Genomic DNA, 24,211 nt, shown 5'->3' with positions numbered 1-24,211 from the left:
TGGCGGAGCGGTCAGTGCATCGTGACGGCGGGTGTAGGACAGGCCCGCTGGGCCGCCCGGAGGGGCGCCGTAGCCACTCTGGGCGCTTCTTTTGAGCAAAATTGGCTGCAAGCGCTAGTGCATCATGCGCTGACAGCTATCTTTTTTGTAGTGTTGCTACATGCCCAGGGACTTGAGCAGCGCGTCCGTGTCGTCCTGGCCTGCGGGCGGTGGGGCGGGCACGGGCGGTGCTTCTTGCGACTGGGCCATCAGCGCGTCCGGGTCAGGAGCTTCCTGCGCTTCAAAGTCGTAGAGCTTGATGAACTCGGTGCGGTCGATGGCGAGTTCCAGGTAGAAGATGTTGTTGTTGCTGGTGTAGAAGGTCACGCGCCGGGCCTCGGGCTTGTCGAGGTTGGCGTCCACCGACAGCTGCACCTGCTTGTTCAGCACCAGCATCTTGGGCTGGTTTTGCGTGATGTGGGTCTGCAGCTCGCGCCGCACCTTGCCGGTGAAGTCGCCCACCACCTGGTTCATCAGCTCGCCCATCACGTTGCTGACCTCGTCCGAGGTGTACGAGCTGACCAGGTCGTCCTTGGACATGCCCATGTTCAGCAGGTAGTTGGCGTACAGCTCCATCGCCGCCTGGCCCGAGAAGTTGATGATCACCAGCCCAGAGAAGCCGCCGTCAAACAGCACAAAGCAGCCAATGTCGGGTTTCAGGCAGGTCTTGCTGATGCGCTGCACCATGCCGGAATAGTGGATCTGGCTGTGTGTGGCCACACCCAGCACGCGGGTGACGGAGTTGCACAGGCTGATCAAAAGGTCTTCGGTGCCGTAGACGGTGGATTTTTCGGGGAGGCTCATGGTGGGCAATGGCAAATACAACTGGTGCACAGCATAGGCGATGATGCCCCCGTAAACCAGAGTGCAGGCCCTGCCGTGGCGCCGATCCCCCCGTGGTATCCCGGTCATTGACTTTCGACGGGGCTGGGATATCGTGCTTCTCATCCAAAAAAAGAGAGGGGTGCCCGATGGGCAATATCTATTTCTATGGCCTGACCGACTTCCAGGCCATCGCGACCGGGGCGGCTGTTCTGGCCAGTGGCGGCGGCGGTAGTTACCACGACGCCTGCGCCATCGTGCAGCAGCTGGCAGACCAGGGCTACACCGGCACAGTGCAGGTGCAGGACTACGACGGCGCCACCAACGCCTGTGTGCTGGCCATCATGGGCTCGCCCGACGCGGCCGACAACCTCACCCTCACGGCGGTGCAGAACTCCATCAACAACACTGTGGCCGTGATGCAGGCGTACACCGGCATGCAGCCGGGCGCCTTCATCCCGGTGGAGATCGGGCCCATCAATTCGCTGGTGCCGCTGATCGGCGCGGCCATGTCGGGCGGCAGCATTTGGGTGGTCAATGGCGACGGCGCGGGCCGCGCGGTGCCCGAGCTGCCCCAGACTACCTTCACCGGCCCCACCGGGCCCGCGCCCGCCCCAGCCGTGCTGGCCAGCGATGCGTCCACGCTAGTGGCGGCGGAGTATGCGGTGCTGGGCTCTGCCACGGCTTCGGGTATCGAGTCGCTGGCGGGTGGGGTGGTGGGCGGTTTTGGCGGGTACTCGGGCATTGCGATGTGGCCCTCCAACGCGGGCAACCAGTTCGCGTTGTCGGGCAGCTACATCCCGGGCACGCTGGAGCAGGCCCGGCAGCTGGGCCTGCAGCTCTTGCAGGCGGTCACGCCGCTCAGCACCCAGGCCGTGGCGGCGGGTATCCAGAACCTCACCGGCCGTGCGGCGCGCGCGGTGGTCACCAACTTTTTCATGACCTCGGTCACCCAGTCCACCTCCAGCGCGTCGCTGGACTCGGGCATCATCCGGCTGGACAATGCGCCAGACCCGGCCCAGAGCACCGAGACGCATTACCTGTACAACCTCAACGAGAACCTGATCATGTATTCGGCGGCGAGCACCACCCCCGACATCATCGCGCCCGACTCGATCTGCTACTACTCCGAGAGCACAGGGCGCGGGTTCTCCAACGCCAGCGACGACCTGGCCCAGTATTTCGATGCCAGAAAGGGCCGCAGCACCGGCAACCAGGTGAGCGTGATTGCGGTGCAGACGGCGCCCCAGCTCTACAACACCCCCGGTGTGGTGGCCTCCTTTGCGGCGCTGCTGCGCAACATCGGTTACGCGGGCGGCATGCCCCCCGCCTGATTCCTGAAGCCCACGCCGACGCACGAGAGAAACGCAACGCTGTGAAAAAAGGTGGTCATGGCCATGGGTGAGGCGGACCTGAACAAGGAGCGGCTGGAGCTGGCCCTGGAGGCCGCCGGGCTTGACCTGTGGGAGAACGACCTCATCACCGGCAACGTCACGCGCAAGGCGACCAAGACGTTTGAAGAGCTGGGGTTCACCGAAGATGAAATCGTCTCGGGCGTGCAGGATATCTATGGCCTGTTCCACCCCGACGACATCGACACCGTGCGCCGAGCCGTGGCCGACCACCTGACGGGCGTCACGCCCCAGTACCGGTGCGAGTTCCGGCTGCGCTCCAAGAGCGGTGAGTGGATCTGGTTTGCCAACTATGGCCGCATCATGGACGGCCACAGCGAGACCCCTGGCAAGCGCTTGATCGGCGTCACGTTCAACATCCACGACCGCAAGTGCCGCGAGACAGAAATCGCCCAGATCAACCAGCAGCTCACCGAGCAGAACCGTCTGCTGCAGCAGCTCAACGCCACGCTGGAGCGGCTGGCCGCCAATGACTCGCTCACAGGCCTGTCCAATCGCCGCACGCTCATGGAGCTGGGCGCCAAGGAGGCCAAACGCACCGAACGCTTCGGCCATCCGATGTCCTTGCTGGTGGCGGACATCGACCTGTTCAAGTCCGTCAACGACATGTACGGCCACCTGGCCGGCGACCGTGTGATCTGCGCCGTGGCCCAGGTGTGCGCGGCGCGCAAGCGCAGCGGTGTGGACATCGTTGCGCGGTTTGGGGGCGAGGAGTTCGTCATCGTGCTGCCCGAGACCGATGGCCCCAGCGCATTGCAGGTGGCAGAGTCGCTGCGCCGCGAGGTCGAGACCCTGCTGGTGTGTGTGGGCGACGAGGGGCAGGAGGTGGCCGTTACCGTGAGCATTGGTGTGGCTACGTTGCACCAGGGCTCGGGCATGGGTTTTGACGAGCTCGTCAACCGCGCCGACCAGGCCCTCTACCAAGCCAAGGGCACGGGGCGCAACGCCGTCCATTGCGCCGACCTACCGCCCGAACAGGGCGGCGTGGTCGAGCAGGTGTCGCTCGACTTGGGGGGCCAAATCTCTCAGCCCTGAGGCCCCCGCGCCGCCTGATGGATCGCCGCCCGGATGCGCGGGTAGGTGCCGCAGCGGCAGGCATTGCCCGACATGGCGGCGTCGATGTCGGCATCGGTCGGCTGCGGGGTTTTCTTCAATAGCGCACAGGCCGACATCAGCTGCCCGCTCTGGCAGTAGCCGCACTGCGCAACATCCACCGCCGTCCAAGCCGTGCGCAGCGCGGTGGCTTCGGGGCCCTGCAGGCCCTCGATGGTGGTGACCTGGGCATTGCCCACGGCCGACAGGGGCGTGATGCATGCGCGCACCGGTTCGCCGTTCAAGTGCACGGTGCAGGCGCCACACAGCGCCATGCCGCAGCCAAACTTGGTGCCGTTCATCTGCAGCTCGCCGCGCAGCACCCACAGCAGGGGCGTGTCGGGTTCGGCGTTGACGGCGACGGGTTGGCCGTTGAGGTTCAGGGTCGTGGTCATGGGGGCTCCGGTGCGTCGGGTCAGCTGAGCTTGAGCGGCAGCGCGCGCAGGCGCTGGCCGGTCAGGGCAAACAATGCATTGGCCACGGCGGGGGCGATGGGCGGCACGCCGGGCTCACCCACGCCCTCGGGGGGCTCGGCGCTGGCGATGATGTGGGTCTCCACGCGGGGGCAGTCGGCCATGCGCAGCAGGGGGTAGTCGTGCAGGTTGCTCTGCTGCACCTGGCCGTCTTTGATGGTCACTTCGCCCCACAGCGCCGCCGTGAGGCCGTAGACCACGGCGCTTTCCATCTGTTGGGCAATCAGGTTGGGGTTGATGGCCGCGCCGCAGTCGATCACGCACACCACGCGGTGCACGCGGATGGCCTTGTCGGCAACCACCGACACCTCGGCCACCTGAGCGACGATGGAGCCGAACGACTGGTGCAGCGCTACGCCACGCGCCCGTTGCACGCCCGACGCATCGGGCGGCAGGGGCTGGCCCCAGCCGGCCAACTCGGCCGCCTTTTGCAGCACCTTCAGGTGGCGCGGGTGTTTTTGCAGCAATGCGGCACGGAAGGCCACCGGGTCCTTCTTGGCAGCGTGGGCCGCTTCGTCCACAAAACTCTCTTTGAAAAAAGCCTGGTGCGAATGCCCCACCGAACGCCAGAAGCCCACGGGCAGCGGCAGGTCGATGATCTCGTGGGCGATGCGTGCGTGGGGCCACTCATAGGGCTGGTCGAACGCGCCTTCGGACGCGGTCTTGTCCGGCCCGGCGCCCGGCAGGCCAAAGGTGCGGGCCAGCACCTGCGGCACGATGGCCTGGCCGGCCGACACGTTGTGCCAGGCCACCAGCTGGCCCTGTGCGTCCATCCCGGCCTTGAACCGCGCCACACAGGCGGGGCGGTAGAAGTCGTGCTGCATGTCCTGCTCGCGGGACCACAGCGTCTGCACCGGTGCGCCCCCGGCAGCCTTGGCAATGGCGGCGGCCTGGGCCACGTAGTCCACCTCCAGCCGTCGGCCAAAGCCACCGCCCAGCAGCAGCTGGTGCACGGTCACCTTGTCCTCGTGGATGCCCAGGGCCTTGGCCGCCGCCATGCGCGCCAGGCCCGGCACCTGGGTGGATGCCCACACGCTGGCCGCGCCGTCCTTGAACTGCACGGTGCAGTTGATGGGTTCCATGGTGGCGTGGGCCAGATAGGGCGCGCGGTAGTCGGCCGTGAGGGTGGTCGCTGCGCCTTGCAGGGCCTGATCCACATCGCCCACGCTGTGGTAGCCAAAGCCCTGGGCCTGGTCCAGCGCCTGGGTCAGCTGGGTCATGACGGCGGCGCTCGACAGCATGGCGGCGGGGCCGTGGTCCCACTGCACGGTGACCGCGGCGGCGGCCTTCTTGGCGTGCCAGGGCGTGTCGGCAATCACAGCCACTCCGCCGGTGCCGCCGTGGTACGGCGCGACGGCCAGCACCTGCTTCACCCCAGGCATCTTTTGCGCGGCTGCGCCATCGAACTGGGCCACCTTGCCGCCCCGCGTGGGGCACATCACCACGCTGGCGTGCAGCAGGCCGGGCGGGCGGGCGTCGATGCCAAACACTGCCGTACCGTCAAGCTTGGAGGGCGCCTCGATGCGGGTAAGGGGCTTGCCGATCAGCTTGAATTCAGCAGGCTCCTTGAGCGTGACCTTGCCCGGCGGCGGCTGCTGCGCCGCCAGTGTCGCCAGCTCGCCAAACGTGGCGCGCTGGCCTGCCGCATGTTCCACCACGCCGGCGCTGGCCTTGCATTCGGCAGCCTGCACCTTCCATTGCACGGCGGCTGCGTTGATAAGCATCGCGCGGGCGTGGGCACCGGCCTCGCGCATGGGGCGCCACAGGTCCTTGATGCTGCTGGAGCCACCCGTCATCATCACGCCCACCTCGCGCATGGTCTTGGCCGTCAGCCAGCCTGCCACGGCCTTGATGGAGCCGTCGTTGTCGGGGTGGAACGGCAGGCCGTCCACCACCGTGGCTAGGTTGTTGTAGATGTCGTCGATGGGCGCCATCTCCAGCCGCACCTGGGCCCAGTCTGCGTCCAGCTCTTCCGCCAGGATGGCGGCCAGGCCGGTGTGCGCGCCCTGGCCCATTTCGGACTTGGCCATCATCACCGTCACCGTGTTGTCGGCCGCTACCTTGAGCCAGCCATTCAGCGCCACCTGGCCCGTGCCCTGGGGCAGGGGCTGCGCGGTGTGCAGCCGCTGGCGCGGGGGCACCACGCCCCAGCCGATGACCAGCGCGCCGGCTGTTGCGGCGCCACTGAGAAGCACTGTGCGTCGTTTCACCATGGGTTGTCCTGAGCGGTTGAGAAAGTGCACACCGGCGCCTTCGATGGCAATCACCGGGTGGCAAGGGCAGGGGGCCATCCTAGCGCCACTGCGCAGCGCAGCGCTGCTCACGAATGTCGGCTATGTGACGCTGCGCCGCACGCGCATGGCAATACGGTTGAGCCCGACGGGCGTCAATCCCAGGTGGCGGGCCAGGTCCTTTTGCGGGATGCGCAGCGCCAGGTTGGGGTGTGATGCCAGGAAGGCACGGTAGCGGCCCTCGGGGGTGAGGGTGAGCAGTTCGCGCTCACGCGCCTCCTTGCGCGCGGCGTACACCAGGGTCAGCTGGTACAGCGCCTTGGCCCAGGACAGGTGGCGTTCGGCCAGCGCGAGCAGCACGCCGTGGTCGATGCGCTCCAGGGTGGCGGGCTCGATGGCCGTCACCATGAAGGCCGTGCGGCCGCCCGGCTGCAGGGCGGACACGCTGGCAAAAAAGCGTCCTTCTTCGGCAAACGACTTGATCCATTCCGTGCCGTCATCCTGCAGGTAACTCAGCTTGAACAAGCCTGCTTGAACCGCGTAAACATACGGGTGCTGCACCCCCTGCAGAAAAACCGTGCCGCCTGCCTGTACCGCGTGCGCGGTGATGGCGCGCTCTGCCGTGGCCCAGTCGGGCAGGCCCTGCGTGCCCGCCGCCTGTGTGAGGAGCGACCAGAAGGCGGGGTGGTGGATGGGGGCCATGGCGCGCAGTATGCCGCGTGGCAGCGCGGCGAAGTTTCCGCCGCGCCTGGGGGTGAGAGCCTCCTTCGTTCGCCAATTAACCTGGGTTGATGACGCCAGACGGAGCCATGCCTAGAGTGCGGCCCATGTCACACGCTCGCATCCCCGCCACCGCACCCCAGGCCACGCCCGCAGGCCCGTTGCCACGCACCATCGTCACCGGCGCGAGCTCGGGCATTGGCCGGGCGCTGGCCCTGGAGCTGGCACGGTGCGGCGTGCCCGTGCTGGCTGTGGCACGGCAGGCCGAACCGCTGCAGGCTCTGGCAGACGCCCACGCACTGATCGAGCCTTGGGTGGCCGACCTGTCCCGCATGGAAGAGATGGACGGCCTGGCGGCGCAGTGGCTGCTGCGCTATCCCGATCTTGGCGCGCTGGTGAACAACGCAGGCATCCAGCACGATCTGCGGGTGGACGATACCGGCTACAGCGCACAGGACATGCGCGCGGAGGTCGAGATCAACCTGCTGGCGCCAATGGCGCTGACGCGTGCGTTGCTGCCCCATTTGCAGGCCCAGCAGCGCGCGTGGGTAGTCAATGTCGGGTCGGTGCTGGGCTCTTGTCCCAAGCGCACGGCGGCGGTTTACAGCGCCACCAAGGCGGGGCTGGACCTGTTCACCCAGGCGCTGCGGGTGCAGATGCAAGGCAGCCCAGTGCGGGTGGTTCACGCTGTGATGCCGCTGGTGGACACGCCCATGACCCGGGGCCGAGGCCGGGGCAAGATCTCACCCGATGTCGCTGCACAGGCAATGGTCCGCGGCCTGCTGGCGGGGCACACCGATATCCGCATCGGCAAGGCGCGCGCGGCCTGGCACCTGCAGCGCTGGGCACCCGGACTGCTGGCCCGTCTGCTGCGCACTGCTTGATCCAAGCCTGCCGGCTCAACACCTGTCTTCTCATCGACCCCAGGAGATCACCCCCATGGCAACCCGTTATGCCTTCTTCATCCACCTGCGTGCACTGCCCGAGTGGCTGCGTTTGCCCCGTGAGCGAAGGCGTGCGTTGGGTGAGGCGCACCTGCATGCCCTGCTGCCTCGCTATGAGGGAGCCCTGCGCTTGCGCCACTTCGATGCTGAGGCCTTCGCAGCGCCCTGCAGCGATCTGATGCTGGTGGAAACCGATGACCCACTCAAGCACTACGACTTCATGGAGCGGCTGCGCGATTCCCCACTGCTCACCGTGCCGTATTTCGAGGTGTTGCAGATCCTGTCTGCGATCGAAGATGGCTATGTGGCGTTCGAGCGCGCCGAAACGGCTTAGGCCGCCTTGCAGTCGGCCAGCACGGGCGCTTTGGCAGCGGGCTGCCGGTCCAGCCAGGCGATGTATGCTGTGAGCGCCAGCGCACTCAGCGTGACGGCGGCCGCCACCAGCGGAATGGCCTGCAGCGACCACCCGGCCGTGATGACCACGCCCCCCAGCCAGGCTCCGATGGCATTGCCCAGGTTGAACGCACCGATGTTGAGTGTGGACGCCAGGCTGGGTGCATCGCCCGCCTGCGACACCACCCGAGCCTGCAGCGGCGTGCCCGCTGCGAACGACACCATGCCCCACACCCCCACGGTGAGGATGGCGGGCCACAGCCACGCGCTGGTGAACGAAAACGCCGCCAGCACCCCCGCCAGCACGGCGAAGATGCCCATCAGTGAGGGCAGCAGCTTCCAGTCCGCCAGGCGGCCGCCCAGCAGGTTGCCAATGGTCAGGCCCACGCCGCACAGCAGCAGCACGCCGCTCACGTTCTGGGGCGATACGCCGGTCACGTCGCGCAGGATGGGCGTGATGTAGGTGAACAGCGTGAACATGCTGGTGGAGGCCAGCACGCTCACCGCCAGCGCCAGCCACACCTGGCGGATGCGCAGCACGCGGAACTCGCCCAGCGCGCTGCCGCTGCTCTGGTGGCGCAGGTGCGGCACCCAGCGCACCACGGCCGCCACGGCCAGCACCCCAATCGCCACCACTGCCCAGAAGGTGGAGCGCCAGCCCAGGTGCTGGCCCAACAACGTGCCCAGCGGCACGCCCAGCACGTTGGCCAGCGTGAGCCCGGTGAACATCAGCGCCATGGCCTGGGCGCGCTTGTGCGGCGCCACCACGCTGGCCGCCACCACGGCACCAATGCCAAAAAACGCCGCGTGGCAGAACGAGGTGACCACACGCGCCACCATCAGCCACGCATAACTGGGCGCCAACGCGCAGCCCACATTGCCGATGATGAACAGCACCATCAGCCAGGTCAGCGTGGTCTTGCGCGGCCAGCGCGCGGTGGCCACCGCCAGCAGCGGCCCACCCACGGCCACGCCCAGGGCGTAGGCCGACACCAGCATGCCGGCGGCGGGGATGGAGACGGACAGGTCACCCGCCACTTCGGGCAGCAGCCCCAGGATCGCGAATTCGGTGGTGCCAATGCCAAAAGCGGCAATGGCCAGGGCCAGCAAAGGGAGGTTCATGGAGCGCAGCGGGGCAGAAGGGCGGCAACCGGGCCCATGGAGGCCTGGCGTGCTGAGAACGTGTTTACGACCTTTTCGGGGCCGCGTTGGAGTGCAATCGGGATGAGTGGGCGCTTCGGATGCGCCGCATGGGCTCGTGCCCATGCAAGCAGCCGGGGCGTTCAATCGCCCGATTTCACTCCAACCCTTCGGGCAAGTGCCTTGCCGGGCGGTCTGCAGCGTTGCGGCGCTTGCCAATAGCCGAGCTATTGGCTGCGCACCGCGCCTTGCATCCCATCCCGGCGAGGCACTTGCGCGGCCCCGAAAAGGTCGTAAACACGTTCTAAAACTAGGGAAACCCGCGGATTCTACGGAGACTCCACAACCTTCGCTGGTCAAGGTTTTTGGATGAAATAGGCCGATTGCGCTAGTGATATATGCAGCATCAGCTATCTTTTTGATAGTGATCGCGCTGCCGGCTCCGGCTCCCCTGTTGCGCCTGTCGTTGGCAGTGAGATGCCACACAACGGCCCCGTGGGAAGCAGCCCCGCAGCGGTGCGTGTACGCCACCCGGCGTATTTCGCCAACGGGCCCCGCTCTCCAGAATCCATTCCATCGCCCGATCGAATGCGGCTCCACACCGGGGCCCGCCGGGCGAAGCGGTTTGATTGATTCCCTGATTGAAACCACCACCGGAGAAGCACACATGCAACGTCGTTATTCCCTCAAGGCCCTCGCGGCCGTCGCTACGCTCGCTGGCCTGTCTGCGCTGCCAGCCCATGCCCAGGACACGATCAAGGTCGGCATCCTGCACAGCCTGTCGGGCACCATGGCCATCTCTGAGACCGTGCTGAAAGACACCGTGCTCATGGCGATCGACGAGATCAATGCCAAGGGCGGCGTGCTGGGCAAGAAGCTCGAACCCGTGGTGGTGGACCCGGCCTCCAACTGGCCTCTGTTTGCCGAAAAGACCAAGCAGCTGCTGGGCCAGGACAAGGTCTCGGTCATCTTCGGCTGCTGGACCTCGGTGTCGCGCAAGTCGGTGCTGCCTGTCGTGGAAGAAATGAACGGCCTGCTGTTCTACCCCGTGCAGTATGAGGGCGAGGAACTGTCCAAGAACGTGTTCTACACCGGTGCCGCGCCCAACCAGCAGGCCATCCCTGCGGTGGACTACCTGATGAGCAAGGACGGCGGCGGTGCCAAGCGCTGGGTGCTGCTGGGCACCGACTATGTGTACCCCCGCACCACCAACAAGATCCTGCGCGCCTACCTCAAGAGCAAGGGCGTGAAGGATTCGGACATCGATGAAAAGTACACCCCCTTCGGCCACTCTGACTACCAGACCATCGTGGCCGACATCAAGAAGTTCAGCCAGGGCGGCAAGACGGCTGTGGTCTCCACCATCAACGGTGACTCCAACGTGCCCTTCTACAAGGAACTGGGCAACGCCGGCCTGAAGGCCAAGGATGTGCCGGTGGTGGCCTTCTCGGTGGGTGAAGAAGAACTGCGCGGCGTGGACACCAAGCCGCTGGTGGGCCACCTGGCCGCCTGGAACTACTTCCAGTCCATCAAGAGCCCTGAGAACACCGCCTTCATCAAGAAGTGGAGCGACTACGCCAAGGCCAAGGGCATTGCCGGCCACAAGGACAAGCCACTGACCAACGACCCGATGGAAGCCACCTACATCGGCATCAACATGTGGAAGCAGGCGGTCGAAAAGGCCAAGAGCACCGACGTGGACAAGGTGATCGCCGCCATGGCCGGCCAGACCTTCAAGGCGCCGTCGGGCATCGTGAGCAAGATGGACGAGAAGAACCACCACCTGCACAAGAGCGTGTTCATCGGTGAAATCAAGGCCGACGGCCAGTTCAACGTGGTGTGGAAGACCCCTGGCCCCGTGAAGGCCAAGCCATGGAGCCCGTACATCGAAGGCAACGACAAGAAGAAGGACGAGCCCGAGAAGAAGTAAGCACTCTCGCAGTGCCCAAGAAAGGAGGGCGCGTGCCCTCCTTTTTCTTTGTGTGATCTGCCCGCACACCCTGCGGGCCCATTGGATGCCTCTATGTTGCGATGTTTACTGGCCTTGTGGGCCAGCCTGCTGTTGATGGCTGGTAGCGCCCACGCACTCACTGCCGAGCAGGCCCTGGCCATGGCCGCTGGCGACACCGACGACCGCGTGGCCGCCGTGCAGCAGGCCGTGGTCGACCCCAGCGAGCGCACCGCTGCCTTTTTGCAGGCACTTGCCGATGATGCGGTGAAGGTCGCCGGTGGCAAGGCGCTGATCGTGCGGGACGACAAGGGCATCGACCCCGTCACCGGCGCCGAGGTGCCGCTGCCTGCCGATGCCGAAGACATCATCAACAACAACCGCATGCGCGGCGAGATCGACACGGCCCTTGCGGGCCTGGCGCTTTTTGGCAAGGACGAAGCCCAGCGCATGGCAGCCGCCAAGGCACTGACCAAAGAGCCTGACGGAGGTCGCCTGCCGCTGCTCGATAAAGCCCTGGCGCAGGAAACCAGCGACAAGATCAAGGCCCAACTGCAGCTGGCGCGCGCTGCCACCTTGCTGGGCAGTGACGACGCATCGCAACGCATCGCTGCCGCGCAGGCCCTCTCGGCCAGCGCCACGCCCGACACGCGCCTGCTGCTGAACGAGCGCGTGGCGGTGGAGGAAGACGCCAAGGTCAAGGCTGCCCTGCAGGCCGCGCTGCGCACGCTGGACGACCAACTGGCCTGGGGCGAGCGCCTGGGCGCTGCGTTTTCGGGCATCAGCCTGGGCTCCATCCTGCTGCTGGTGGCCTTGGGCCTGGCCATCACCTACGGCCTCATGGGCGTGATCAACATGGCCCATGGCGAGCTGATGATGATCGGCGCCTACGCCACCTACGTGGTGCAGGGCGTGTTCCAGAAGTTCTTTCCAGGCGCGTTCGATTTGTACCTGGTGGCTGCGGTGCCGCTGGCCTTTCTCACATCGGCCCTCGTGGGCGCTGTGCTGGAGCGTGGCGTGCTGCGCTTTCTGTACGGCCGCCCGCTGGAGACACTGCTGGCCACCTGGGGCATCAGCCTGGTGCTGATGCAGCTGGTGCGCAGCCTGTTTGGCGCGCAGAACGTAGGCGTGGAAAACCCCGCGTGGATGAGCGGTGGCGTGCAGGTGCTCTCCAACCTCACGCTGCCCTACAACCGCCTCGTCATCATCGGCTTTGCCATCGCGGTGCTGCTGGGCATGGGCTATCTGATTGGCCGCACGCGCCTCGGCCTTTTCGTGCGCGGCGTGACTCAAAACCGGCCCATTGCCTCGTGCATGGGCGTGAACACCGCGCGCATTGACACCATGGCTTTTGCCCTGGGCTCAGGCATTGCCGGCCTGGCTGGCTGCGCGCTGAGCCAGGTGGGCAATGTGGGGCCCGACCTGGGCCAGAGCTACATCGTCGACGCCTTCATGGTGGTGGTGCTGGGTGGCGTGGGCCAGCTGGCGGGCACGGTGTATGCCGCGCTGGGCCTGGGCATTTTGAACAAGTTCCTTGAAGGCTGGGCAGGCGCCGTGCTGGCCAAGATTGCGGTGCTGGTGTTCATCATCATCTTCATCCAGAAGCGGCCCCAAGGCATCTTCGCGGTCAAAGGGCGTACGGCCGACTGAAGCATCAGAGACGACAGATCATGACTACGCCAACCTCTCCCAACCTCCAATTGCCCGCACCGGCGCCGCTGCTCACGCGCGGCGGCTGGTCGGCCTTCATCGTGGCGCTCATCGTGGTGTGCGCCGTCGCACCGGTGCTCAACCTGTGGGTGCCTGCAGGCAGCGTGTTCCACCTGTCGGACTACGCCGTGGCGTTGCTCGGCAAGATCATGTGCTACGCCATCTGCGCGCTGGCCATGGACCTGATCTGGGGCTACACAGGCATCCTGAGCCTGGGCCACGGCCTGTTCTTTGCGCTGGGTGGCTACGTAATGGGCATGTACCTCATGCGCCAGATCGGCCGCGACGGAAACTACAAGAGCGACCTGCCGGACTTCATGGTGTTCCTTGACTGGAAGGAACTGCCCTGGCACTGGGCGCTGTCCGACAGCTTCGTTGCCACGCTGATCCTCATCGTGGCCGTGCCGGGCGTGATTGCGTTTGTTTTCGGCTACTTCGCCTTCCGCTCGCGCATCAAGGGGGTGTACTTTTCCATCATCACGCAGGCCATGACCTATGCGGCCATGCTGCTGTTCTTCCGTAACGAGACTGGCTTTGGCGGCAACAACGGGTTCACCGACTTCAAGCGCATCCTGGGTATGCCCATTGCCACGCAGAACATGCGCATGACGCTGTTCGTGCTGACGGGCGTCACGCTGCTGGGCTTCTTTTTGCTGGCCCGCTGGCTGGTGCGCAGCAAGTTCGGCCGCGTGCTGCAGGCCGTGCGCGATGCAGAGAGCCGCGTGATGTTCTCGGGCTACTCGCCGCTGCCCTACAAGCTCACCATCTGGACCATCAGCGCCATGATGTGTGGTGTGGCGGGTGCGCTGTATGTGCCCCAGGTCGGCATCATCAACCCGGGTGAGATGAGCGCTGCCAACTCCATCGAGATCGCCGTGTGGGCGGCCGTTGGTGGGCGTGCCACGCTGATTGGGCCCATTGTGGGTGCGTTCATCGTCAACGGGGCCAAGAGCTGGCTCACGGTAACGGCGCCGGAGTTCTGGCTGTATTTTCTGGGCGCGCTGTTCATTGCCGTGACGCTGTTCCTGCCCGATGGTGTGGTGGGCCTGGTCAAGAAGCTCAAAGCAAAAATGACAACGACGAAGGGAGCTGCGCAATGACGCCCGATCTGATGGAAGAAGGCGCGCGGCGGCTGCAAAAGACGCTGGCGCCCGCTGTGCTGGGCCAGACCGAGTCGGGCGGCCGCGCAGCAGGCTTCTCGCGCGTGGCGGTGCCGGGCGAGGTGGATGTGACCCACGGCCGCATTTTGTACCTGGAAGACGTGCACGTGAGCTTTGACGGCTTCAAGGCCATCAACGGCCTGAGCCTGGACATCGCCCCCGGCGAGCTGCGCTGCATCATCGGCCCCAACGGCGCGGGCAAGACGACGATGATGGACATCATCACCGGCAAGACGCGGCCCGACAAAGGCACGGTGTTCTTTGGCTCCACCATCGACCTGCTGCGCCACAACGAGCCCGAGATCGCCAGCCTGGGCATCGGCCGCAAGTTCCAGAAGCCCACTGTGTTCGAGCAGCTCAGCGTGTTCGAGAACCTGGAACTGGCGCTCAAGACCCACAAGGGTGTGAAGTCCAGCATGTTCTTCCGGCTCGACTCCGCGCAGTCGGATCGCCTGGCCGAAATCCTGCACACCATTCACCTGGCCGACAGCGTCACGCGCCAGTCGGGCAACCTGAGCCACGGGCAAAAGCAGTGGCTCGAGATTGGCATGCTGCTGATGCAGGACCCCAAGCTGCTGCTGCTGGACGAGCCGGTGGCGGGCATGACGGACGAAGAAACCGCGCGTACGGCCGAGCTGTTCCTCACGCTCAAGGGCAAACACTCGCTCATGGTGGTGGAGCACGACATGGGCTTCATCCGCACCATCTCCGAAAAAGTCACGGTGCTGTGCGATGGCTCGGTGCTGGCCGAAGGCACGCTCGACCAGGTGCAGGCCGACGAGCGCGTGATCGAGGTGTACCTCGGCCGGTGAAGAAATTTACTATCAAAAAATAGCTGCCAGCGCATATTGAAAAAGCGCTAGCGGCCCCGAACACTCCAAGTCACCATGCTCACCGTCCAGAATATCAACCAGTACTACGGCGGCTCCCACATCCTGCGTGACGTGAGCCTCACCGCCACCCCGGGCAAAGTCACCGTGCTGCTCGGCCGCAACGGCGTGGGCAAGACCACGCTGCTCAAAAGCCTGATGGGCCTGGTGCCCATCAAGAGCGGCTCCATCCAGTTCGACGGCAAGCCCATCGACAAGGCCACGCCCTACGACCGGGCGCGTGCTGGCATCGGCTTTGTGCCCCAAGGTCGCGAAATCTTCGGGCGTTTGACGGTGGAAGAAAACCTGCGCATGGGCCTGGCCTACAAAAGCGGCTCCACGCCCGTGCCGCCGCACCTGTACGAACTCTTTCCTGTGCTCAAGCAGATGCTCAAGCGCAGGGGCGGCGACCTATCGGGTGGACAACAGCAGCAACTGGCCATCGCCCGCGCCTTGGCCCCCGGCCCGCGTTTGCTCATCCTCGACGAGCCCACCGAAGGTATCCAGCCCAGCATCATCAAAGACATCGGCCGCGTGATCCGCATGCTGGCCGACAAGGGCGAGATGGCCATCCTGCTTTGCGAGCAGTACTACGACTTTGCGCAGGAGCTGGCTGACGAGTACCTGGTGATGGAGCGCGGCGAAGTCATCGCGCGTGGACCGGGCAGCGAGATGGAAGCCAAGGGCATTCGCAACCTCGTGGCGATCTGAAGGCTCAGAGGCGTTGCGCTGCAGCGGTGGCAAGGGCTGGACTGCGCCAGCGCGACACGCTCTCCATGATCAGCACCGTGCACACCATCCACGTGCCGCCAAGCAGCCAGCCTGCCAGCACGTCGCTGGCGTAGTGCACGTGCAGCACCACGCGGCTCCAGCCGGTGGTGAAGATCAGCGCACCGGCCAGCATCACCGCAGGCAGGTGCCATGCACGCGGCAAGAGCCGCGTGGCCAGGTAGGCCAGCATGGCATAGGCCACCATCGATGCACTGCTGTGTCCGCTGGGAAAGCTGTAGCCGCTGGCCTCCGCAATTCCGTGCGTGTGCTCGGGCCGCACGCGCTCGAACAGATTCTTCAGCACCTTGGTCAGCGCGCCGTTGCCCGCCATGGCCACCAGCCAGCCGGTGGCCAGCAGGCGGTGCCGGCGCAGCCATAGCGCGGCAGCCACGCCCAGCGCCAGGGCGGTCAGCACCCAGGTGTCGCCCAGGTGGGTGAGGGTGGCAAACCACTGCAGTACGGCGGCCGATGCCTGTGCTTGCAGGCTGGCGGCCAGTGCGTCGTCCAGGGCGCCCCAGTACCCTTGGGCGCTTCCGCTTTCGGCCAGCTCTGCCAGGGTGGCTCCCGCCAGCACAAGCGTGCAGGCCGAGGCCGCCATGGCCGCCACCAGCACCCAGCGGGCCTGGGGCGGAAACACGCGGCCCAGCGGCGCGCCCACATGCTGCCGCAGGCTGCGCAAGCCCGTCAACGCGGCGGTGCCCAGCAGGGCAAACGCCACTGCGCCAGCCATCCACCAGCCCAGGGGGTGCTGCGCCAGCAGGGCGCCCAGGTCGGTGGCAGCCAGGGCGCTGGAGGTCGTTGTCATGGGGATCGCGGGTCCTTTTTCTTTTGGGGCACCCGCAACGCGCAGGGGCTCAGTGACAGAAGCCGGGGTTGTACTGAAGTTCCCAGCATCCCGCCGTGTGGTGGGTGTATTGGGGCCTGCGAGTCTGCAGACAGCGCGTCTGTCGGCAATGGCTGACAGGCGCATGGCGTGGCTACCGGCTGCGCCGCGCGTGATGGTTTGTCACCATGGAGTGCCCTGCAGTCCGTACGGGCTTGCCTGTGGTGGGGTGGGCCTGTGGGCCTGCCCGGCCGCTGCGATTTGTTCTGCGCGCTGTGGGGTTGCTCTTGTTTGTTGCAGAGTTTTTGCATGACACCTTCGGAACACATCCTTCCCCCCGAGCCCCGTGGTCCCATCCACCTGGTGGTGCCCCGGCGGCCCGGTGCCGACCTGGACCTGCTGCGCGCCAAGCTGGAGGGCGTGCCGACCTTGCAGGCGCACAACGTGGTCTGGCACGTACCCGACCGCCGTGCTGACATCGTGCAGTTGGCCGAGCGTGCTGCCCAGGCCGCACAGGATGACGGCGGGCTGTTGGTGGCCGCCGGGGGTGACGGCACCATCAACGCCGTGGCGTCGGCCGCGCTGCGCGCCGGGGTACCGCTGGGGGTGGTGCCCATGGGCACCTTCAACTATTTCAGCCGGGAGCACGGGCTGGCGCTGGACCCGGAAACCGCCGTGCAGGACCTGCTGCAGGCCCTGCATGCGGGCGAGCTGCGTCCGGTGCAGGTGGGGTTTGTGAACCGCCGCATGTTTGTGGTCAACGCCAGCGTGGGCCTGTACCCCAAGATGCTGGCCGACCGCGAGATGGCATCGCGCCGCTTTGGGCGCAAGCGCTGGGTGGCCGTGGCGGCGGCGGTGTGGAGCCTGTTCCGCCCCGCGTCGGGCCGCCGCTGGCGCGTGGTGATGAAGACGCACCAGGGCGCCGAGGCGCAGCAGGAAGAGCACCTGGTCACCACCCTGTTCGTGGGCAACAACCCTTTGCAGCTGGACCGCATGGGCCTGCCGCAGGCGCAGAAGGTGGCCGATGGTGGGCACCTGGCCGTGGTCATGCTCAAGCCGCAAGGGCGCTGGGCCATCGCCCGCACGGTGTGGAATGCCGCCACCGGCCAGCTCGACAAGGACAACGCGGTGGTCAGCATGGCTTGTTCCGAGCTGTCCGTCGCACCCGCCAGCTGGCGCCCACCGCAGGTCAAGGTGGCGTTTGACGGCGAGCGGGAGTGGATGGCACCACCCTTGCATTTCCGCATCAGTGCGCGGCCGCTGTGGCTGGTGGCACCGAGTCAACTTGCGCGTGATGGTGCATCGCAGACCCCACCGCCTGAAGAAGCCACTGCTTTCGTCCCTGCCGACACGCCCGCGCCGGGCGCCACCCCCGCACCCGGCATGCTGCCTGCTTGATGGAGCGACCCTTGCGCCTGCCCACCCCGCGCCACCCCCTGCCATGACGGTTCTGATGCACCTGTCCGACCTGCACTTCGGTGCGCACGACCCGGTGGTGTGCGCCGCTGTGCAGCGGCTGGCGCAACGCCTGGGCGTGGCGATGGTGGTGGTGTCGGGCGACCTCACGCAGCGCGCCACGGCCGAGCAGTTTGAGCAGGCCGCGCGGTTTGTGCAGGGCCTGCATGCGCGCAGCAATCTGGTGCTGGCGGGCAACCACGACCTGCCCCTGTTCGCGTGGTGGATGCGCTGGGGCCGTTCGTACGAGCGGTTCTCGGAGCAGTTCGGCATGGACCAGGAGCCCGTGCGGCAGATGGGAGCGTTCTACGTGGTGGGCGTGAACACCACGCGCGCCTGGCGGCACGAGCGCGGCAGCCTGTCGTCCGCCCAGATCGAGCATGTGGCGCTGCTGCTGGCGCGGGCGCCCCCTGGCGCATGGCGCATCGTGGCCAGCCACCACCCCCTGGTGGCCCGCGATGCAGAGGATCGCGACCACCGCCCCCACCGTGCAGACGAAGCCATCGAGCGCTGGCGCGTTGCCGGTGCGCAAATGCTGCTGTCCGGCCACGTGCACCAGCCGCGCCTGCTGCAGCCCTTGCCCGGGCTGTGGGCCAGCAGCGCAGGCACGGCGGTGTCGCACCGCCTGCGGCACGGCAGCCCCAACAGCCTGGTGGTGCTCAGCACCGAGGCATCGGGCGCCGCACTGGACGGCCAGGCAAGGGTGGCAGCCCGCTGGGACTATGACGGCGCGGTGGGCGAGTTTGTGTGTGTGGACCGGGTGACGGCTGGCTGAGCACTGCGCAACGGGCACAAAAAAGGGCGCCCAGTAGGGCGCCCAAACACTTGGAGAGAACCGCTTTACACCATCCACTCAGAACCTGTGGCGCACTCCCAGGGCCAAGGTGGTGCCCTGTGCGCTGACCACAGAGGGTGGGGCAGGCAATGTTCGGGTCTGGGTGCTGTCGCGCATCACCATGGCATACAGGTCCGTGCGCTTGGACAGGAAATGGTCGTACCCCAGGGTGAACACCTTGCGTTCCACATTGCCGCCCGCCACCGTGGCAGGCACGGGGCCCACGGTGTCGCTGGTGCGGCGCACCGCGTAGCCCGCCAGCACACGGCCTGCACCCACGGGCACAGCGGCGCTCACATCCCACACCCGATACGACAGGTTGAGCGGCGCAGCGGCCGTGCCCCGGTTGTCGATGCGGCCCAGGTGGGCAAACAGCCTGACCACCTCGAAGTCGTACGACGCCGCCAGCTGCCAGGCGCGTGTGTCGTTGGGCGAGGTGCCGTCGGCAAAGGTACCGGGGTTTTTCTTCACGCTCTGCCAGGCCAGCGATGTGGCCCAAGGGCCTTGGGCATAGGCCAAGCGCGCAGCGCTGTTGCCACCGCCTTGGCCTTCAGAGATGGCGTGTGCCACCGAGGCGTTAAAGCCTGCAATGCTGGGGCTGTCGTACACCACCGAGTTGGCCCACGCCGTGCCACCCGTGAGCGAGCTGCCGATGAAGGTGACCAGGTTCAGTGGCCCCAACACGGTGGAGTCGCCGAACGCGTTGGAAGTGATGGAGTTCAGGAACAACAGCGACGTGACGTTGCCCAGCCGCACACGGCCCCAGTCGCGGTGCGACACGCCCACCCAGGCGGCACGCGAGAACACCGGGTCGGCCGCCACATTCACCGGAGCGGGCAACGCGTCGCTGCGACCGGTGGCGCCCGAGTCGTTGCGCACAAAGGATGACAGCTCGAACTGCGCCGACAGCCCACCGCCGAGGTCTTCGGTGCCACGCACGCCCCAGTGGCTGGTGGACATGCCGCCACCCTCCAGCTTGGTGATGGCGCGGTCTTGCGCGTTGACGCCTGCAGCGGGGCCCGCAAAGCGGCCCACTGCGGCATCGACCAGGCCGTACAGCTGCAGCCCAGGGCCTGCAGCGGGTTGGGCCTGTGCGGCGAGCGTGGCAGCCGACAGGGCGGCTGCAGTGCCCAGGGTTCGGGACCAGCGCTGGCGGGCTGGGGCGTAGGCGGATGGCGAAGCGCGGGAGGTGCGGTGTGTCATGGTGTCTTTCAATGGAGTGAAGGGTGGGCTAGGGACGAACCGGCCCACGGCGCAGCCAGGGCTGTTCCGAGAAACCAGTTCAACGGGGGAAGGCTGTCAGCGCTTTGTGCGCGCTGGGGGCGCGGCGCTCAGCGTGCGCCGGTCTGCCGCGCCAACGCCATGGGTGGGGCGGCGGCGCAGGGCCCAAGCCACCGTGGATTGCGGTGGGCTTGGACGAGAAAAATGGGCGTGGCAGTGCTGTGCATGCGGCGCTCGCGCGGCAGTGCTGTGGGTGGGGCGAGTGGTGGTGGGCGCGTCAGCGCTAACGCATCAGTGCACCGGGCCCTCACAGGCGCCGCGCATGCCTTGCGCAATAAACCGCACCAGCAGTGGCCCGGCCGTGGCTTCGTCGCCGGGCTGGTTCTGGCCGTACGACAGGCGCTCGATGCGCTGGTCGTTCACGTGGTGCAGCAGCGCGCCGAGCGCAAACTGGTAGCACCACGCGGCCTGGCTGCGTGTGGCCTGGGGCAGGGCGGCTGCAATGGCGTCGATGAAGGCATGGGCCAGCGGGTCGAACAGCTCGCGGATGATGGGCTCGTCTTCTTCCAGGTGGTCGTTCATGCCGCGCGAAAGCAGCCGCAGAAAGTGGTGGCCTGCGGGCTGGCTGGCCACCTCCAGCACGGGTAGCACAAAGGCTTTCACGATCTCTTCCAGCAACTGGCCGGGCGGTGCCTTCTGCTGGGCATCTGCCAGCGACTTGAGCCGCACATCGATGTAGCCCGCATGCGCACGGAAGATGGCGTGGTACAGCGAGAGCTTGGGGCCGTAGTAGTAGCCCACCAGCGCCAGCGGCACACCGGCCTCGTCCGCAATGTCGCGGATCGACACGCCATGAAAACCGCGCGTGGCAAACAGCCGCTCGGCCGCCTGCAGGATGTTGGCCTGGCGGTTGGGGGCCAGTTCTTCTTCGGTGGTGGCGCTGCGGGCGGCAGTGCGCTTGCGGGCCGGTGCCGGGGCTTTGGCCGCCAAGGCTGCGGGCGCTGCAGCCGCTGCTTTTTTGGTGAGGGTGGATTTGGGCATAGGCTGGTTTATACGGTTGTATAAATTTGTTGAACACTCGTACAAACCCCAGTCATTTTTGGATTTGTACGTTCGTATAATTTTTGCATGCCATCCGCTGCAGGTCCTGTCGCACAGGGCTTGTGTGGCTTGTGCTGCATACCGCCCCATACCTACTGGAGACAAACAACATGATCACCCGCCGCCGCTTCACCCAGCTCTCTGCTGCCCTGTTGCCCACCCTGGGCGTTGCTCCCGCTGCCTGGGCGCAGACCGGCAAGGACGCCATGCCCGACGTGGCGCGCATCATCTCGGGATTTCCTGCCGGGGGGACGGCCGACGCGCTGGCCCGCAGGGTGGGTGACCGCATGCGAGGACAGTACGCCGGTGCCGTGATGGTGGATAACAAGCCGGGTGCGGGCGGGCAGATTGGCATCCTCAACCTGCGAGACAGCCCGGCCGATGGCACCAGCCTGCTCATCACGCCGTCGTCCATGCTGTCCATCTACCCCTACACCTACCCCAAGCTGCGCTACACGCTGGACGATGTGGCGCCCGTGTCGTTGGGCGCGATGTTCGACCACGGCCTGGCCGTCGGTCCCGGCGTGCCTGACAACGTGCGAACGCTGGCCGACTTTCTGGCGTGGCTGCAGGCCAACCCCAACAACGCCAACTACGGCAGCCCCGGCGCAGGCTCCATGCCGCACATGGTGGGCGTGCTGCTGGGCCAGTTCACCAAGATCGACATGCGTCACATCGCCTACAGGGGCACCGTGCCCGGCATGCAAGACCTGCTGGGCGGTCAGATCCCCGCGTTCTGGGGCCCGATTGGCGACTACCTGCAGCACAGCAAGGGTGGCAAATTGCGCGTGCTGGCCATCGCAGGTGCCAAGCGCTCGCCGTTCCTGCCGCAGGTGCCCACGCTGACGGAGCTGGGCTACCCCCTCAAGGTCAGCGAGTGGTATGGCTTCTTCCTGCCCGGCAAGGCGTCTGCCGATACCGTCAAGCGCGCGTCGCAAGCACTGCAAAGCGCGTTGGTGCATCCTGAGGTGGTGGACTATGGCAAGCAGTACGGTCTGGAGGTCCGCTCTTCGACCGCAGCCCAACTGGCGCAGATGCTCAAGGCCGATGCCGACCAATGGCGTGGCCTCATCAAACAGACCGGCTTTACCGCCGAATCCTGAGCGCTTTGTTTCCTCCTTTGCACCCGATGCCTCCCATGACCGCCACGCCCGCTCGCCGCATCGTCGATATCTCGATGCACCTTGAAAACGATGTTGTCTCCGACCCGCCGGGTCTGGGCCCGCGCATCAACTACATCGACCACCAGATGAGCTTTGCGGACCTGGCGCAGTTCTTTCCAGGCCTGCAGAAGGAAGACCTGCCGGACGGTGAGTCGTGGGCCGTGGAGGAGGTTCAGCTCAACACCCACAACGGCACGCACCTGGATGCGCCGTACCACTTCGCGTCCACGATGGACGGCGGCCAGCGCGCGCTGTCCATCGACGAGGTGGATTTGAACTGGTGCTTTCAGCCCGGTGTGAAACTGGACTTTCGCCACCTGCCCGACGGTTACGTGGTGAAGGCCGCCGACGTGGCGGCCGAGCTGGCACGCATCGGCCACACACTGCAGCCGCTGGAGATCGTGGTGGTCAACACCCGCGCCGGCAGCGCCTACGGCACGTCCGGCTACACACGTGCAGGCTGCGGCATGGGTTACGAGGCCACCATGTACCTGCTGGAGCGTGGCGTGCGCCTGACGGGCACCGACGCCTGGAGCTGGGACGCCCCCTTTGCCTACACCGCGCAGCGCTATGCCGAAAGCGGTGATGCATCGCTGATCTGGGAGGGCCACAAGGCCGGGCGCGATATCGGCTACTGCCATCTGGAGAAACTGCACAACCTGGAGGCGCTGCCCGCCTGCGGCTTCTACATCTCGTGCTTTCCCGTCAAGGTGCGGGGTGCCTCGGCAGGTTGGACACGGGCCGTGGCCATCTTCGACCCCCTGCTGCCGCTGCAACCTGCGGCAGGGGTGACACTATGAAACTTGCCACCCTGCGCAACGGCCAGCGTGATGGCCGCCTGGTGGTTGTTTCGGACGACGCGCGCCGCTGTATCGACGCCTGCACCGTTGCCCCCACGCTGCTCGATGCCATGGAGCGCTGGAGCACCGCGGAAGCGGGTTTGCAAGAGTTGGCCCGGACAGTCAACGCTCCTGCGGCCCTTGGGGGTATGCCCTTCGACGCGCCCCGTTGCATGGCGCCACTGCCGCGCACCTGGCAGTGGCTCGATGGCTCGGCGTTCTTGAACCACGGCCACCTCATGGAGCGCGCCTTCAAGGTGCCGCCGGTGGCGGACTTCGAGACCATTCCGCTGATGTACCAAGGCGCGGCCGACGACTTTCTGGGACCGCATGACGATGTGGCCCTGCCGTCCGATGACGACCAGATCGACTTTGAGGGCGAGTTTGGCGTGGTGCTGAGCGAAACACCCATGGGCGTCGCCGCCGAGGAAGCGCTGCAGTACGTGCGTCTCGTCGTGTTGATCAATGACTGGAGCCTGCGGGCCTTTGGCCCGCGCGAGGCCAAAAGCGGCTTTGGTTTCTTGCAGGCGAAGCCGTCCACGGCTTTTGCCCCCATCGCTGTTACGCCCAATGAACTGGGCGCCGCGTGGCAGGATGGCCGTGTGCACCTGCGGCTACAGACGCAGCGCAATGGCGAATGGTTTGGCCACCCGAACGGCGGTGCCATGCACTTCCACTTTGGCCAGCTGATCGCCCATGCAGCACGCACGCGCAAGCTGTCGGCGGGCACCATCATTGGCTCGGGCACTGTGTCGAACGCTGATGCCGGCGTGGGCTCGTCCTGTATTGCCGAGCGCCGCATGGTCGAGGCGCTGGCAGAAGGTGCACCCCACACGCCGTTTTTGCGTTTTGGCGAGCGCGTGCGGATGGTGGCGCTGGACGACCAGGGCCACCCCGCGCCATTTGGGGTGATCGACCAAAGCGTGGTGCAGCGGGTTGTTGCAGGCTGAGGCCAGTTCAAGGGCTTGATTGCTCCTCTTTTTATAGCTATCAGCGCATGTATATCTAGCGCTTTAGCTCAGAAACGTTTGATTTTTGGTCGGCCGCTTG

22 protein-coding genes and 1 pseudogene are annotated in these 24,211 nt (G+C 66.2%); 14 read left to right on the top strand and 9 right to left on the bottom strand.

Annotated elements, in window-relative coordinates; all coding sequences use genetic code 11:
* Positions 1-156 precede the first annotated feature (156 nt).
* Complete coding sequence (locus DNK89_RS07695; protein WP_060987604.1) at positions 157-843, bottom strand: DUF3334 family protein; 687 nt, start codon at positions 841-843, stop codon at positions 157-159.
* Between the two features lie 167 nt (positions 844-1,010).
* Here DNK89_RS07695 and DNK89_RS07690 point away from each other — a divergent pair, with 167 nt between their 5' ends.
* Both DNK89_RS07690 and DNK89_RS07685 read left to right on the top strand, forming a co-directional pair.
* Positions 1,011-2,195, top strand: a complete 1,185-nt coding sequence (locus DNK89_RS07690; RefSeq protein ID WP_110959579.1) for a DUF917 family protein — start codon at positions 1,011-1,013, stop codon at positions 2,193-2,195.
* 57 nt (positions 2,196-2,252) lie between these two features.
* Positions 2,253-3,308, top strand: a complete 1,056-nt coding sequence (locus DNK89_RS07685) for a sensor domain-containing diguanylate cyclase (protein WP_238990722.1) — start codon at positions 2,253-2,255, stop codon at positions 3,306-3,308.
* Here DNK89_RS07685 and DNK89_RS07680 read toward each other — a convergent pair.
* The 3 genes from DNK89_RS07680 to DNK89_RS07670 all read right to left on the bottom strand — a co-directional run bounded on the left by DNK89_RS07680 (position 3,299) and on the right by DNK89_RS07670 (position 6,771).
* Positions 3,299-3,760, bottom strand: a complete 462-nt coding sequence (locus DNK89_RS07680) for a (2Fe-2S)-binding protein (protein WP_110959578.1) — start codon at positions 3,758-3,760, stop codon at positions 3,299-3,301. The two genes, DNK89_RS07685 and DNK89_RS07680, sit on opposite strands and share 10 nt — an antisense overlap.
* A 20-nt stretch (positions 3,761-3,780) precedes the next feature.
* Positions 3,781-6,051 carry a xanthine dehydrogenase family protein molybdopterin-binding subunit gene (locus DNK89_RS07675; RefSeq protein ID WP_110959844.1) on the bottom strand — a complete coding sequence of 757 codons (2,271 nt, stop codon included), beginning with the start codon at positions 6,049-6,051 and terminating at the stop codon, positions 3,781-3,783.
* A 120-nt stretch (positions 6,052-6,171) separates the two neighbouring features.
* Entirely contained in the window at positions 6,172-6,771 is a 600-nt protein-coding gene (locus DNK89_RS07670) for a Crp/Fnr family transcriptional regulator (protein WP_110959577.1), read from the bottom strand.
* A 125-nt stretch (positions 6,772-6,896) separates the two neighbouring features.
* Here DNK89_RS07670 and DNK89_RS07665 point away from each other — a divergent pair, with 125 nt between their 5' ends.
* Both DNK89_RS07665 and DNK89_RS24370 read left to right on the top strand, forming a co-directional pair.
* A complete protein-coding gene (locus DNK89_RS07665) occupies positions 6,897-7,673 on the top strand; it encodes an SDR family NAD(P)-dependent oxidoreductase (protein WP_161958928.1) in 777 nt (258 codons plus the stop codon).
* 55 nt (positions 7,674-7,728) lie between these two features.
* Positions 7,729-8,067 carry a darcynin family protein gene (locus tag DNK89_RS24370; protein WP_161958927.1) on the top strand — a complete coding sequence of 113 codons (339 nt, stop codon included), beginning with the start codon at positions 7,729-7,731 and terminating at the stop codon, positions 8,065-8,067.
* Here DNK89_RS24370 and DNK89_RS07655 read toward each other — a convergent pair.
* On the bottom strand, positions 8,064-9,248 hold the full coding sequence (locus DNK89_RS07655) for an MFS transporter (protein WP_110959574.1): 1,185 nt from the start codon (positions 9,246-9,248) through the stop codon (positions 8,064-8,066). The genes DNK89_RS24370 and DNK89_RS07655 overlap by 4 nt on opposite strands.
* Before the next feature lie 685 nt (positions 9,249-9,933).
* On the opposite strand from DNK89_RS07655, the gene urtA reads away from it, so the two are divergent.
* The 5 genes from urtA (at position 9,934) to urtE (ending at position 15,664) form a co-directional block, all read left to right on the top strand.
* Positions 9,934-11,196: an urea ABC transporter substrate-binding protein gene (gene urtA, locus DNK89_RS07645; protein WP_060984130.1), complete on the top strand. Its 1,263-nt coding sequence runs from the start codon at positions 9,934-9,936 to the stop codon at positions 11,194-11,196.
* 93 nt (positions 11,197-11,289) lie between these two features.
* Positions 11,290-12,864, top strand: a complete 1,575-nt coding sequence (urtB, locus tag DNK89_RS07640) for an urea ABC transporter permease subunit UrtB (RefSeq protein ID WP_110959573.1) — start codon at positions 11,290-11,292, stop codon at positions 12,862-12,864.
* A 20-nt stretch (positions 12,865-12,884) separates the two neighbouring features.
* A complete protein-coding gene (urtC, locus tag DNK89_RS07635; protein WP_110959572.1) occupies positions 12,885-14,024 on the top strand; it encodes an urea ABC transporter permease subunit UrtC in 1,140 nt (379 codons plus the stop codon).
* A complete protein-coding gene (urtD, locus tag DNK89_RS07630; protein ID WP_015012821.1) occupies positions 14,021-14,896 on the top strand; it encodes an urea ABC transporter ATP-binding protein UrtD in 876 nt (291 codons plus the stop codon). The genes urtC and urtD overlap by 4 nt, the downstream gene beginning before the upstream one ends.
* Before the next feature lie 75 nt (positions 14,897-14,971).
* The gene (urtE, locus tag DNK89_RS07625) at positions 14,972-15,664 is read left to right on the top strand and encodes an urea ABC transporter ATP-binding subunit UrtE (protein WP_110959571.1); all 693 of its coding nucleotides are present in this window, start codon (positions 14,972-14,974) and stop codon (positions 15,662-15,664) included.
* 4 nt (positions 15,665-15,668) lie between these two features.
* Here urtE and DNK89_RS07620 read toward each other — a convergent pair whose 3' ends face one another.
* Positions 15,669-16,529: a phosphatase PAP2 family protein gene (locus DNK89_RS07620; protein WP_110959570.1), complete on the bottom strand. Its 861-nt coding sequence runs from the start codon at positions 16,527-16,529 to the stop codon at positions 15,669-15,671.
* A gap of 327 nt (positions 16,530-16,856) precedes the next feature.
* Between DNK89_RS07620 and DNK89_RS25005 the strand changes: the two are divergent.
* Positions 16,857-17,264: pseudogene (locus tag DNK89_RS25005) on the top strand (diacylglycerol kinase family protein); the annotation flags it as partial.
* Here the strand turns inward: DNK89_RS25005 and DNK89_RS25000 are convergent.
* On the bottom strand, positions 17,177-17,794 hold the full coding sequence (locus DNK89_RS25000) for a hypothetical protein (protein WP_370220892.1): 618 nt from the start codon (positions 17,792-17,794) through the stop codon (positions 17,177-17,179). The pseudogene DNK89_RS25005 and the gene DNK89_RS25000 overlap by 88 nt on opposite strands.
* A gap of 194 nt (positions 17,795-17,988) precedes the next feature.
* Between DNK89_RS25000 and DNK89_RS07610 the strand changes: the two genes are divergently transcribed.
* A complete protein-coding gene (locus DNK89_RS07610; protein ID WP_238990721.1) occupies positions 17,989-18,777 on the top strand; it encodes a metallophosphoesterase in 789 nt (262 codons plus the stop codon).
* Positions 18,778-18,855: 78 nt separating this feature from the next.
* Here DNK89_RS07610 and DNK89_RS07605 read toward each other — a convergent pair whose 3' ends face one another.
* Both DNK89_RS07605 and DNK89_RS07600 read right to left on the bottom strand, forming a co-directional pair.
* On the bottom strand, positions 18,856-20,040 hold the full coding sequence (locus DNK89_RS07605; protein WP_110959568.1) for a porin: 1,185 nt from the start codon (positions 20,038-20,040) through the stop codon (positions 18,856-18,858).
* Positions 20,041-20,349: 309 nt separating this feature from the next.
* Entirely contained in the window at positions 20,350-21,099 is a 750-nt protein-coding gene (locus DNK89_RS07600) for a TetR/AcrR family transcriptional regulator (protein WP_110959567.1), read from the bottom strand.
* Between the two features lie 170 nt (positions 21,100-21,269).
* On the opposite strand from DNK89_RS07600, the gene DNK89_RS07595 reads away from it, so the two are divergent.
* From DNK89_RS07595 to DNK89_RS07585, 3 genes are read left to right on the top strand one after another with little or no spacing between them, the layout of a single operon-like run.
* Complete coding sequence (locus tag DNK89_RS07595) at positions 21,270-22,262, top strand: tripartite tricarboxylate transporter substrate-binding protein (protein WP_110959566.1); 993 nt, start codon at positions 21,270-21,272, stop codon at positions 22,260-22,262.
* Positions 22,263-22,297: 35 nt separating this feature from the next.
* Positions 22,298-23,122, top strand: a complete 825-nt coding sequence (locus DNK89_RS07590; RefSeq protein ID WP_238990720.1) for a cyclase family protein — start codon at positions 22,298-22,300, stop codon at positions 23,120-23,122.
* Positions 23,119-24,111 (top strand): fumarylacetoacetate hydrolase family protein, encoded by a 993-nt coding sequence (locus DNK89_RS07585; protein WP_110959565.1) that lies wholly within the window; start codon positions 23,119-23,121, stop codon positions 24,109-24,111. The genes DNK89_RS07590 and DNK89_RS07585 overlap by 4 nt, the downstream gene beginning before the upstream one ends.
* The last annotated feature ends 100 nt before the right edge of the window (positions 24,112-24,211 follow it).

It is taken from the genome of Acidovorax sp. ST3 (assembly GCF_003231145.1).
Lineage (GTDB): Bacteria > Pseudomonadota > Gammaproteobacteria > Burkholderiales > Burkholderiaceae_C > Acidovorax.
This window is presented reverse-complemented; position numbering and strand designations above follow the sequence as displayed.